The 11,621-nt window shown below is 69.4% G+C and carries 12 protein-coding genes; 8 read left to right on the top strand and 4 right to left on the bottom strand.

The window, feature by feature from the left end; translation table 11 throughout:
* Window positions 1-1,257, bottom strand: a 1,257-nt coding sequence (locus tag VGJ14_11485) for a hypothetical protein (GenBank protein ID HEY2833037.1), incomplete at its 3' end; no start/stop codon positions are given.
* A gap of 36 nt (window positions 1,258-1,293) precedes the next feature.
* Complete coding sequence (locus tag VGJ14_11480) at window positions 1,294-2,835, bottom strand: ABC transporter substrate-binding protein (GenBank protein HEY2833036.1); 1,542 nt, start codon at window positions 2,833-2,835, stop codon at window positions 1,294-1,296.
* A gap of 195 nt (window positions 2,836-3,030) precedes the next feature.
* Here VGJ14_11480 and VGJ14_11475 point away from each other — a divergent pair, with 195 nt between their 5' ends.
* From VGJ14_11475 to VGJ14_11440, 8 genes are all read left to right on the top strand, one after another.
* Window positions 3,031-3,936, top strand: a complete 906-nt coding sequence (locus tag VGJ14_11475; protein ID HEY2833035.1) for a branched-chain amino acid ABC transporter permease — start codon at window positions 3,031-3,033, stop codon at window positions 3,934-3,936.
* Window positions 3,933-4,973, top strand: a complete 1,041-nt coding sequence (locus tag VGJ14_11470) for a branched-chain amino acid ABC transporter permease (GenBank protein ID HEY2833034.1) — start codon at window positions 3,933-3,935, stop codon at window positions 4,971-4,973. Before VGJ14_11475 ends, VGJ14_11470 begins: the two co-directional genes overlap by 4 nt.
* Window positions 4,970-5,872: an ABC transporter ATP-binding protein gene (locus VGJ14_11465; protein ID HEY2833033.1), complete on the top strand. Its 903-nt coding sequence runs from the start codon at window positions 4,970-4,972 to the stop codon at window positions 5,870-5,872. Before VGJ14_11470 ends, VGJ14_11465 begins: the two co-directional genes overlap by 4 nt.
* Window positions 5,869-6,609: an ABC transporter ATP-binding protein gene (locus VGJ14_11460; GenBank protein ID HEY2833032.1), complete on the top strand. Its 741-nt coding sequence runs from the start codon at window positions 5,869-5,871 to the stop codon at window positions 6,607-6,609. Before VGJ14_11465 ends, VGJ14_11460 begins: the two co-directional genes overlap by 4 nt.
* Window positions 6,610-6,647: 38 nt before the next feature.
* The gene (locus tag VGJ14_11455) at window positions 6,648-7,031 is read left to right on the top strand and encodes a hypothetical protein (protein ID HEY2833031.1); all 384 of its coding nucleotides are present in this window, start codon (window positions 6,648-6,650) and stop codon (window positions 7,029-7,031) included.
* 1 nt (window position 7,032) lies between these two features.
* A complete protein-coding gene (locus VGJ14_11450; GenBank protein HEY2833030.1) occupies window positions 7,033-7,509 on the top strand; it encodes a hypothetical protein in 477 nt (158 codons plus the stop codon).
* Between the two features lie 24 nt (window positions 7,510-7,533).
* Window positions 7,534-9,156, top strand: coding sequence for an AMP-binding protein (locus VGJ14_11445; protein HEY2833029.1), 1,623 nt, complete (start codon window positions 7,534-7,536; stop codon window positions 9,154-9,156).
* A gap of 105 nt (window positions 9,157-9,261) precedes the next feature.
* Window positions 9,262-9,915: a TetR family transcriptional regulator gene (locus tag VGJ14_11440; GenBank protein HEY2833028.1), complete on the top strand. Its 654-nt coding sequence runs from the start codon at window positions 9,262-9,264 to the stop codon at window positions 9,913-9,915.
* A 46-nt stretch (window positions 9,916-9,961) separates the two neighbouring features.
* Here the strand turns inward: VGJ14_11440 and VGJ14_11435 are convergent, their stop codons facing one another.
* The gene (locus tag VGJ14_11435) at window positions 9,962-10,933 is read right to left on the bottom strand and encodes a nitronate monooxygenase (protein HEY2833027.1); all 972 of its coding nucleotides are present in this window, start codon (window positions 10,931-10,933) and stop codon (window positions 9,962-9,964) included.
* Between the two features lie 13 nt (window positions 10,934-10,946).
* The coding region (locus tag VGJ14_11430) for an SDR family oxidoreductase (protein HEY2833026.1) at window positions 10,947-11,621 on the bottom strand (675 nt) is incomplete at its 5' end.

The raw sequence follows: 11,621 nt of genomic DNA, 5'->3' as shown, positions 1-11,621 counted from the left end.
CAAACGCCAGGAGATCAAGCGGCGGCGGACGGACCGCAGCCTGCACAGGGACAGGAGCATCACACTGATCAACGCAGCACCGAAGGCCAGGTAACCGTGGCGGAGGTCGTCGGCGACCTTCGGTGTCATTTCGTTATTCGCGCGTAGCAGGGCCGGCTCAGTCTGCACCCCACCCAGGGGCGACGTCCATGCAGCGTTCTGCAAATTCGACAGCGTGCGGGTGGGTGCCGCGTGCGCGGCCGGTGGCACACCGATGCCCCCGAAGTCCGAGGCGTGGCCCAGCATGCGTATCGCGGCACCACCGAACGCCATGCCGCCACCGGCGAAGCCCTGTGGGTTGTTGGCCCCCAAATCGTCGTTGCGGTAGATCATCTGCAGCCCGTTGGTGACCGCGTGGAAGGTGCCGTCATCGTCGGTATTGATCTTGGCGGGCAGGATCGCGACGCCGGAATAACCGGCCTGCGCCATCGCGTCGTTCACCTGCTGCTGCGGGCCCGGACCCGGGGTGCCGGAGACCACGAGGCCGTGGTCGGTGATCTGCACCGGGGTCCCGCTCACCGTGGCACCGGTGACGATGGTGCTCACCGTGCCCTGCGGCTTGCCCTTCGGCGTGATCAGCCCGGTGGCCGTCGAGGTCAAGTTGTCGATGCGCAACGGCCCGATGGTGAGGCCGTGCAGCACCGAGGTGGAGGTGGCCAGCACCCCACCCTTGACGGGTTCTGTGTGCGAGTTGACGTGCGCCCACTCCATCACGAACTGGCCCGCGGCGTTGACGTCGGTGGCCGCCGCGTCGGCGATGGCACTGGGGGTGGGCGTGGCCTCGGCGTGGAACCGCCCGTCCGCGGCCTGGCCGGACGCCGTGCTGATGGGACCGGCGAAGGTGCCCGAGCTCGGGGAGGCGGGGAAGTAACCATCGGCCTCCCCCGGCGGCGGGTCGGGTAGCGCGCCCGCTTTGCCGGGCTGGCCGCCGCCGAGGAAGTCATAGACGTAGGTGCCACCTGCACCACGCTGGAAGAACGCCGCGATCGCCCCGGAACCCGCGGGCGGGCCGTTGAGCGTCGCGTTCGCCCCCACCAGCCGACTCTCCTCGTCACCGACCGCGAACAGGTACCCGGTGAACACCTGGCCCTGGGCGTAGGACTCCACCGCGGTGAAGCCGGGGAACGGGTCGGGATCGTCCGCCGCCGCAGGCGCGGCCTGCATGGTGATCAACGCGGTGGCCACCGCGGGCAGCGCCAGCATCGAGAAAAAACGCACAGGGCTCAGCTCCGATCCACCCGAAGTGACGCGGTATCAGTCTTCCTTGCCGAGCCAGGGCGGGACGTCGGTCATGGGTCCGTACAGGTACTTCCACACGAGCTTGTTGCCGGACTTCTGCAACTGCACCAGATAGCTGGTGGAGTTGGAGCGGTGGTGGCCGGGGCTCCAGGACAGCTTCGGTCCCAGGCCGCTGTCGAAGTTGGAGACCTTGTCCAGCTCGTCCTTGAGGCCCTCGCGGGTGACGTTCAGCCCGAGCTTCTTCAGCGTGTCGCCCAACAGTACCGAGCCCACGTAGGCGGCCTTGGTCCAGTTGGAGTGGTCGATGTGCGGGTAGTACTTCTCGACCGTGTTTTTGTAGGCGCTGAAGCCGGGGTCCTTCGCGGCCGGTCCGGTCGGGTCGTCCGGGATCCAGTCGATGGAGGCGATGGTGCCCTCGGCGGTCGGCCCGGTGAATGTCGGGGTGACCTGGAAGTACAGCGCGGCCCCACCGGAGTAGCCGTACTTCGGCTTGTAGGCCTGCGCCGCCGCCTCGCGGACCATGCGGGCGAAGATGCCGGGGTCAACCATCGCGGTGATCGCGTCCACGTTCTTGGTGCGGCACTGCGCGATGAACGTGGTGGTGCCCGGGTCGTCGAAGTTGGCCGCCTGGGTCACCAGGACCTTGCCGCCGAGCGCCTCGAAGGCCCGCTTGTAGGCGTCTCGGTAGGCGGTGCCGGTGGTGTTGTTGAAGTGGATGATGCCGACCGTGCGCACGCCCTGCACCTTGTACTGGTACTCCGCCAGGTGCACCCCCTCGAGCTCGCCGGACGCGCCCACCGGGAAACTCCAGGCGCCGGCGTACTGCGCCTCGCCCCAACCGTCGCTGCCCACATTGGGCACCTTCTGCTGGTCCAGGTACGGGGTGACCGCGTCGTTGGTGGGCACCGACTGGCTACAGGCCAACGCATAGACCTTGGCGCGCTCCACCAGGTCGCGCACCGCGTTGCTGCCCTTGGTGGCGTCCCAGCCGTCGTCGCGGACCTGCACGTCGAGCTTGCGCCCGTTGATGCCGCCCGCGTCGTTGAGCGCCTGCAGACCGGCGCGGCAGGCCCAGGAGAGGTTCTGCCCGAACGATCCCACCGGCCCGGAGTAGATGCCGATGTGACCGAGCTTGATGGTGCTCGCGGTGACGCCGGTGTCGGTGGCGGTCAGCTTGCCCGCCGCCGGCGCGGCCGGTGCGCCCGGTTTGGCGGCCTCGGTCTTGCCGGCCTTGCCGGTGCCGGCGCCTGGCTTGGCTGCGGTGGCCTTGCCGGTCGTCGCCGCCTTGCCGGTGGTGGCCGCGGGGGCGCCCGGCGCGGCCGCAGCGGCGCCGGGGGCGGCCGCGGTCTGGTCCGCGCCCGCCGTGTTGTCCGCCGCCGCGGGGGCGCTGCCGGGGGCGGCATCGCTGCCGGCCGGTTGGGCGGCGCCGGCGCCACCGGCCGCGTTGGGCTGGTTGGCCTGCTCGACCGCCGCCCGCTGCGCGGAACCGCCGCCACAGGCGGCGAGGAAGAGCAGGGAGGCAGACGCGGTGGCGATCAGGGGAACGGAGCGGGACACGACGACTCCTAGATCCGGGACGCGGCACGGCACGCACGCACGCACGTCGATCCTCGACAGCGCAGGGTGTCGCCGGCTTCCGTAGTCGATACGGATCCGGCTACGTAACGCGAGGGCGGGCAGCGTCGGTGCGTAGTCGAATCCGTATCTCCTACGCAAGACGACGGCTAACGCCGGTCCCTAGCGTCACACGCCATGGGCAGGCTGCTGCAGACCTTGATCATTGGCGTGGACAACGGGGCCTACTACTCCCTGATCGCGCTGGGCATGGTGTTGGTCTACCGGACCACCGGCGTGCTCAACATCGCCCACGGTGGCGTCGGGGTGCTGTGCGGCTTCATCGCCTGGGACGTGATTACGCTGCGGCACTGGCCCTACTACCTCGGCGTCGCGCTGGGGATCGTGGTGGCCATCGTGCTCGGGCTGGCTTTCGAACGCTTGGTGATCCGCAAGTTGGCCGGTCGCCCCGACCTGCAGACGGTGTCCACCCTCGCGCTGTTCCTGCTCACCCAGAGCGCGGTGTTCCTGGTGCCCTGGTGGGGCAACACCTGGGGGCAGCTGTTCCCCTCGCCCCTGCTCGGCCACGGCGTGCACATCCCGGTGGCGAACTACTCGATCAGCTGGGACCAGATCGTGTTACTGATCGTCGGCGTCCTGATCTTCGCCGGGCTGTGGTTCCTGCTGCGCCGCACCCGACTGGGCATGGCGATGCGCGCGGTCTCCGACGACGCGACGGCGGCCCGCATCATGGGTGTGCCCCCGAACCGGGTGTCGGCCACCGTGTGGGCCATGGCCTTCGGCCTGTCCGGGCTGACCACCATGTTGCTGGCGCCGATTCTGTTCCTGGACAACACCTCGCTGACCGGCCTGACGTTGAAGGCGTTGACGGTCAGCTTCATCGGTGGCCTGGTATCGCTGCCGCTGACCGTCGTGGGGGCGATGTTGTTGGGCGGCCTGGAGGCCTACTCCCAGACCTATGCGCCCGACGTCACCGGCCTGTCCGACGCCTGGCCGTTCATCCTGCTGGTGGTCGTGCTGCTGTGGCGCTTCGCCCACGGCCGCAACAACCTGTTCGGTGACGGCGCGGTGGCCCGGGCATGAGCGCGACTGCCACCGAGGTCCGGGCCGATGTGCCGTCGACCGCACCGGCGGGTCCGGACGCGCTGCTGCCGTTGCCCGGCCGGCTGCGTCCGCGCGCGTTGCTGGTCCGCACGGTCGGCTTCGCACTGCTGATCGTCGGCATCTTCACCATGCCGAGCCTGATGTCGTGGGCCGGTCCGACCTACGCGTTGGCCATCGGGGTCATCGTCGCGATGGCCGTTCTCTCGGTGTCGGTGCTCGGCTGGATCGGCGAGATCAGCATGGCCTCGTTGGCCCAGATGGGCATGGGCGTGGTCATCCTCAACTACATGCAGGATCACGGCGTGGCCTTCGCCGCGATCGTGCCGATCGCCGTGCTGTGCTCGATCCCGGTGTCCCTGGTGTTGGGCGTGTTCGCGCTGCGGCTGCGCGGGGTGTACTTCGCGATCGCCACGCTGGCCTTCGCCACGCTGGCCCAGAAGTCGTTCTTTCAGTCCTACCTGGGCACCCAGGGTGGTTTCGAGAAGCCGCTGGAGCGGCCCTCGTACCTGAACTCCGACAAGCACGTGTACTACTTGGAGGTCGGCACGCTGGCGGTGCTCGCGGTGATCTGTTACCTGATCCTGCGCTCCTCGATCGGCACCCGGCTGACCGCGCTGCGCGATTCCGAAATGGCCTTCGCGGTGCTGGGCCACTCACCCGCCCGGTACAAGTTGTTCACCGTGTGCCTGTCCGGCGCGATCGCCACGCTGGCCGGGACGTACTACGGGATCCTGCAGCAGGTGGTACCCGCGAACTACTTCAACCCGGGGCTGGCCATCGCGTACTTCGCCTACGCCGTGGTCGGTGGGCTCGGGTCGGTCGGTGGGGCCATCACCGCCGGCGTGGTGTTCGGCTCCACGCCTCGCTACCTGGAGACGCTCTCCCACGGCAAGTTGGTGGGCTACGACCTGTTCTTCGCAGCGGCGGTAGCCCTGGTCATCATCCTGTGGGTACCCGGCGGGATCGCCGCGCTCGGTCGACGGATCTGGAGCCGGATCGAGGGGATTCCGCGATGAGCCCGTCCGTCACCAACTACCGCAGGGCCCGCGCCGCGGGGGCAGGTCCGCTGACGCCGGACCCGGCCAAGCTCGCTCGCTTCGCGCCGCTGCGGGCCCGGTTGGGCGCGCAACTCGCCGCGGGGGTGGGGCCCGAGCGCAGCACCGACCGGCCGGAGGTCCTCTCCGTCTCCGGGCTGTCGATCCGGTTCGGCGGCCTGCAGGCACTCGACGACGTCGCGCTGGTCGCCCGGGCCGGTGAGGTGACCGGGGTGATCGGGCCCAACGGCGCGGGCAAGACCACGTTCTTCAACTGCGTGTCCGGGCTGTACCCGCCCGACCGCGGCGAGATCCTGTTCGAGGGTCAGCCGCTGCGCGGCTCGGTGGTCTCCCGCGGGCGGCGCGGACTGGGCCGCACGTTCCAGGCACCGCGGCTGTTCTCCAGCCTGTCGGTGTTGGACAACCTCGCGTTGGGCTGCGCGGTCGCGGAAAGTGCCGGACGCAGCTACACCTTCGATCCCGAGTTGGCCCGGCTCAATCGCGCCGAACGCGCCGAACGCATCGCCCGGTTGGTCGGCTACCGCGGCAACCTGGCCACCCCTGCCTCCGGGCTCGCCTTCGGGGATCTGCGGGTGATCGAGTTCGCCCGCGCGCTGTGCGCGGCGCCCCGGCTGCTCATGCTCGACGAACCCGCCTCCGGGCTGGACGTGGAGCAGGCCGACGACCTCGTCGCGCTGCTGCGTCGACTGGCCGACCTGGGCCTGGCCGTGCTGCTCATCGAGCACGACATGGCCGTGGTGATGGGCGTGTGCGACGTCATCACCGTGCTGAATTTCGGCATCGTGCTCGCCGCCGGCACCCCCGCCCAGGTCCAGTCCGACGAGGCCGTGATCGAGGCCTACCTGGGGAGGAGCGCATGACCCTCGAGGTGAAGGGCCTGCGGGTTTCCTACGGCGCGATCAAGGTGCTCGACGGAATGGACCTGACCGTCGCGGACAACGAGATCGTCGCGCTGATCGGACCCAACGGCGCGGGCAAGACGACCACGTTGAACAGCATCGCGGGGCTGGTGCCCCGTGGCGGTGAGGTGTTGCTCGGCGGCGCACCGCTGCCCGCCGACCCGGAGCAGGTGGTCCGCCGCGGGGTGGCCCTGGTGCCGCAGGGCCGACGCATCTTCCCGACGATGACCGTCGAGGAGAACCTGTTCATGGGCGCCTACGCCCGCGGCGGGACCTGGAGGGACGCCCCGAAACGCTTCGGTCCGGTGTACGAGGTGTTCCCACGGCTGGCCGAACGCCGCCGTCAGGTGGCCTCCAGCCTGTCCGGCGGTGAGCAGCAGATGCTGGTGATCGGCCGGGCGCTGCTGGCCGAACCCGACGTGATGCTCATCGACGAGCTGTCTCTGGGTCTGGCGCCCAAGATGGTGGACACCCTGGTGGACACCATCCAGGCGATCAACGCCGAACGTGGAACCGCGTTCCTGCTCGTCGAACAAGCGGCCACCGCGGCCCTGTCCATCGCGTCCTCGGCCTATCTGCTGCGCAAGGGCCAGGTGGTGTACGCCGGGCCCGCGGAGCGGCTGCGCGCGGACACCGCACTGTTGCACGAGGCATATCTGGGGCGGCGTCAGACCATCGCCGCGGCAAGTGGAAACTGAGCGCCACCGCCGTGACCGAGCATAGGAAGGTCGGAGGAATGGATCGACTCAAGGAGAACGGCCGGGCGATCCTCGGAGCGGGCAGCCTGATCGCCGCCGTGGTCTTCCTGATTGTCGGCTACACGAGCATCCGCGACGAGGTGTACGTCGCCATCCAGTTGCCCGATGTGTTGTGGAGCGGCGTCGGCGCGGTGCTGTTGGCAGTGGTGGGCGTGGCGTTGCTGCGCTCCGCCGACGAACGCACGATCGTGCGCCGGTTGGCCGAACTCGATGACACCAACCATGAATTGGCCGAGCACGTCGCCTATCTGACGCAGCTTCTGGAACTGGCCATCCTGCCCGGCGAGGCCGACGTGCCGGCAGGGGTGGCACCGACACCGACCGCGCCGGAGGCGGATTCGTTGCCGGCCGGGGCGCACTGAGATGTTGCAGACCGTCGCCCTCGGGGTGACCGTCGACGTGCCGTTGCGCGAGTTGGTCACCTGGTGCCGCTCGGGTGAGGCCCGCAGCTGCTTTCCCGGCGCGCGCAACGTCCGTGGCGACGGCACCGGGTTGTACTTCGAGGTCAACATCTCCGCGCCGGGTGCGGCGCTCGCGACGGTGACGGTCGATGAGTACCTGAAGGCCCACGGCCGACAGCCCGGCGGCCTGTGGTTCGAGACCTCGCAGGTGTGGACGTGGCCGAACCGTCAGGCCGCCACGTCCTGGCACCGGTACTCCTTCCGGGGCTTCGGCCCGCGCACCGAACTGGACTTCACCTGGCGTTATCTGCTGCCGGGCCTGGCCGGGACGCAGGTGGCCAACGCCATGCGATTCGACCGCGCCATCGAGCGGGCCGCCGAGATCTACATCGAGCGCCTGGCGCTCCGTGCCGAAGAACGTCTTGCCGCCGTGGCCTGATCGGCCCTGGCGAGAGGAGACCTGGTGGACAGCACTTTGAGCGGGTGCGTCCTGAGCCGGATCGTCCGGTCCGAAGCGGATCGGGATCCGGATCGGCTGGTGCTGGTCTTCGAGAACGGCTCGCTGCCCGCCGAGCGGGTGAGCTCCGCGCAGCTCACCGTGCGCGGCAACCAGGTGGCCTCCGCACTGGCCGGTGCCGGTCTGCGCCGCGGCGACCGGGTCGCGGTGATGATGCGGAACAACCCGGAGTTCGTCTATGCGCTGATCGCCAACGCGCAACTGGGCCTGCCCACCGTGCCCATCGATCCGCGCGCCCGCGGCGACAGACTCGCCTACTTCCTCGACTTCGCCGAGTGCGATGGGTTGATCACCGCCGACTACGTGCTGGCCGACGAGCAGGTCGCGGCGGTCATCGCGGCCAGCGGAGTGCGCACGTTCGTGGTGTCCACCCCCGAGGGTCGCGCGCGGGGGCTGGATGTGCCGACCTCCGGCATGCTGCTCAACGAGGTGCTGGACGGGCCCGAACTGCCCTATCTGGGCGAGCACGTGACGGACCCGGCCAGTCCGTGGTTGCTCGCCTACACCTCCGGCACCACCGGCGATCCCAAGGCCATCGAGTTCAGCTACGACCGGTTGCTTTTCTATCGACTGCTGCCCGCGTACTTCGGCTACCGACCCGACGACGTGGCCTACACCGGGCTATCCATCACCCACGGCAACGCGTTGCTGGCCACGATGATGCCCGCCGTGTGGGGGTCGATCGACCACACCGTGCTGTCCCGTTGGTTCACCAAGTCCCGGCTGTGGGACGTGTGTATCGAGCACGGGGTGACCACCTGGTCGAACCTCGGTGGCATCGCCACCGCGATCTACAGCGAGCCGAGTTCCGAGCGGGACCGGTCGCACCGGGTGCGACTGGTCGTCTCCGCCGGCATGCCGCGGGAGATCTGGCGGGCTTTCGAGGAGCGCTTCGGCGTGCGGGTGTTGGAGTGGTACGGGACCATGGAGGGCGGCTTCGCCTGCAACCCCGTCGGGGTGGGTCCGGTCGGCTCGTTCGGCAAGCCGCCGGCCGGCCTGGTCGAGATGGATGTCATCGACGAGCAGTCCGGTCCGGTGCCGGCCGGTCAGATCGGCGAGCTGGTCCTGCGGCCCGCCCGTGGCGAGGCCCGGCTCAGTTATTTCAAGAACCCCGAGGCCTCCGCCGCCAAGGTGCGCAACGGGTGGCTGCACACCGGCGACATGGTGATCCGTGACGCCGAGGGGTGGTTGTACTTCGCGCATCGCCGGGAGGACGGCGGGTTGCGCAAGTCCGGGGAGTTCATCTCCGAGGGCTTCATCCGCAAGGTGCTGGCCGAGGACCCCGAGGTGCTCGACGTGCACATCTACGGCGTGCCCGCGCGCAGCGGCGCACCGGGCGAGACCGACATCGTGGCCGCGGTGGTGCCGCGGGATCGGGCAAGCTTCGACGTGACCGGTTTGTTCGCGCGCTGCGCCCTGCGGCTGGAGTTTTCCCACGTGCCGGACTTCATCCAGGTCGTGGACGACCTGCCGCGCACGGCGTCGGAGAAGGTGCAGGCGCGGTTCCTGGCCGCGAAGTTGCAGGACTCCGCCGGGCGCGCCTTCGCCCGGCCCGCCGTGCCTGCCTGATGCTGCATCAGACGGCGCACTAACCGCCCCGCCAACGCCTCCCACCTGGGAAGATACCGGTCATGGGGACCAGAAAACCTATACGGATAGGGCATACTCACTGCCATGCCACGCCCCTCGCAGGCGCTGCTGTCGCGCAAGTCCGTGGTCGCCGCGGCGCTGCGGATCATCGATAACGAAGGGCTCGCGGCGTGCAGCACGCTGCGGCTGGCCCGCGAGTTCGGGGTACGCGCGCCGTCGCTGTATCACCACTTCACCGACCGCGCCGACATCATGGCCGAGGTCGCCAGAGTGGTGGTCCGGGAGACACCGTTCCCCCGCGAGCGCAACCCCGAGCGGTGGATGGATTGGTTCATCGAGCAGGCCATCAACTTCCGTCGAACGATCCTCAAGCACCCCAACGTGGCGCCGATCCTGCTGGAGTTCCTGCCCCGCGATCAGCTCTCGGCCCTCTACGACAACGCTGCGACCCTGCTGGCCGAGGCGAACGTGCCGGTCGAGGTGCACGCGTTGATCCTGGACGGCCTGGAGACGCTCACCGTCGGCTCGGCGCTGATCACCGCGATGAAGGCACCGGGCAAGCGCACAACGCCGTTCTCGTCGGTGCACCGGGCGACCGACCCCGCGCTCGCCGCGGCGGTGGACGCCAACCCCTGGCCGACCTCGGAGGAGTTGTTCGCCGAGGTGGTCCGCGCGATGCTGCGCGGCGCGCTGGAGTCCGTCGGCGTGGCCGCGGGCAATGCCCGCCGGTCGCGCTAGGACGGCGATGGGCCGGGGACAAGACCGGCAGGGGAGTGAGCCTGCGTTACCTGCGGAGCCCGGCCAGCCGATCGATCACCGTCTTGGCCTCCGCGACGATCCGCGCCACCAGCGCGGCCACCGTCGGCACGTCGAAGATCAGGCCCTGGGTTTGGCCGGCGCACCAAACGCCCGCCTCCAGGTCGCCGGTCTCCAACACGATCGCGCCACGCTCCCCGGCGGCCAGGTGCGCGACGTCCTGGAACGTCCCGCCCTCGGCCAGGATGCGCACGATCTCGTCGGTAATGCCGTTCTTGGCGTACCTACCGGTGTTGCGGAGCTGACGGAAAATCAGATTTGTGCTGCGCTCGTCGTTGGCGACGATCTGGTCCTTCACGTTCTGGTGGATGGGAGCCTCGACCGTGCACATGAACCGGGTGCCCATGGAGATGCCCTGTGCGCCCAGCGCGAGTGCCGCTGCCAGCCCACGCCCGTCGGCGAACCCGCCCGAGGCGATGAACGGGATGGAGATCTTGTCGGCCAGCACGGGGATGACCACCAGGCCGGGGGTGTCGTCCTCACCGGGGTGGCCGGCCGCCTCGAACCCGTCGATGCTCACCGCGTCCACGCCGATGCGCTCGGCCTTCAACGAGTGGCGCACCGAGGTGCACTTGTGCAGCACCTTCACCCCGCCGCCCTGGATCAGCGGCAGGTACGGCTCCGGGTTCTGCCCGGCGGTCTCCACCGCGGTGACGCCGCTGTCCACGGTGGCGCGCATGTACTCCTCCCACGGCGGTGGGTTGCGCGACGGGAGGATGGTGAAGTTGACGCCGAACGGTTGGTCCGTCAGGTCTCGTACCCGCGCGATGTCCTTGACCAGCGCCTCGGGCGACGGCGAGTTGTGCGCGGGCATGAACCCCAGCGCACCCGCCTCCGCGACCGCGGCGATCAACACGGGCGTGCCGACCCGGGTCATGCCGCCGCACACGATGGGGTGACGCACACCGAACAGGTCGGTGAAGCGGGTCGCGAGGGTCATGCCCAACTCCTTCTCACAGCGCGGTGTAGCCGCCGTCCACGGCCAGCGTGGTCCCGGTGACGAATGATGACGCGGGTGAGGCGAGGAACAACAGCGCGCTGTCCAACTCCTCCTGCTCGCCGAAGCGACCCAGAATCGTATGGGTGGCGACCATCTCGCCCTGCACGTCGCGGACGTGCTCGTTGAGCTCGGTGACGAAGTAGCCGGGACACAGCGCGTTGACCCGGATGCCCTTACGGCCGGACCACTCCTGGGCCAGGTCGCGGGTCAGGCCGATCAATCCGGCCTTGCTCGCGGCGTAGGCGGCCTGCGGATAGCGCGGCGCGGCCAACCCCAACACGCTGGCCACGTTGACGATCGAGGAGCCGGGCGCCATCACCGCGCCGGCCGCCTGCGCCATCCAGAACGCGCCGTTGAGGTTGACGTCGATGACCGCGCGGAACCCCTCAGGGGTCTCCCGCGACGCGGGGGTGGCCGGCCCCAGCCCGGCGTTGTTGACCAACACGTCGACCGCACCGAACGCGGCCATCGCCTCAGCCACAATCCGTTGGCAGTCCTCGGGCACACCGATGTCGGCCACCACCTCGAGCACCTCGACGCCGTCCTTACGCAACGCCTCGGCAACCTCGTGCAACTTCTCCGCCCGCCGGGCGGCGAGCACCAACCGCGCCCCCACCGCCCCGAGCGT

It is taken from the genome of Sporichthyaceae bacterium, from assembly GCA_036493475.1.
Taxonomy (GTDB): Bacteria; Actinomycetota; Actinomycetes; order Sporichthyales; family Sporichthyaceae; genus DASQPJ01.
Note: the sequence above shows the minus strand (reverse complement) of the source record. Positions and strands in the feature narration are given on the sequence as shown.

Coding starts and splice junctions, on each gene's coding strand:
- VGJ14_11475 (HEY2833035.1), top strand. CDS start 3,031: ATGGGCAGGCTGCTGCAGACCTTGATCATTGGCGTGGACAACGGGGCC.
- VGJ14_11470 (HEY2833034.1), top strand. CDS start 3,933: ATGAGCGCGACTGCCACCGAGGTCCGGGCCGATGTGCCGTCGACCGCA.
- VGJ14_11465 (HEY2833033.1), top strand. CDS start 4,970: ATGAGCCCGTCCGTCACCAACTACCGCAGGGCCCGCGCCGCGGGGGCA.
- VGJ14_11460 (HEY2833032.1), top strand. CDS start 5,869: ATGACCCTCGAGGTGAAGGGCCTGCGGGTTTCCTACGGCGCGATCAAG.
- VGJ14_11455 (HEY2833031.1), top strand. CDS start 6,648: ATGGATCGACTCAAGGAGAACGGCCGGGCGATCCTCGGAGCGGGCAGC.
- VGJ14_11450 (HEY2833030.1), top strand. CDS start 7,033: ATGTTGCAGACCGTCGCCCTCGGGGTGACCGTCGACGTGCCGTTGCGC.
- VGJ14_11440 (HEY2833028.1), top strand. CDS start 9,262: ATGCCACGCCCCTCGCAGGCGCTGCTGTCGCGCAAGTCCGTGGTCGCC.
- VGJ14_11435 (HEY2833027.1), bottom strand. CDS start 10,933: ATGACCCTCGCGACCCGCTTCACCGACCTGTTCGGTGTGCGTCACCCC.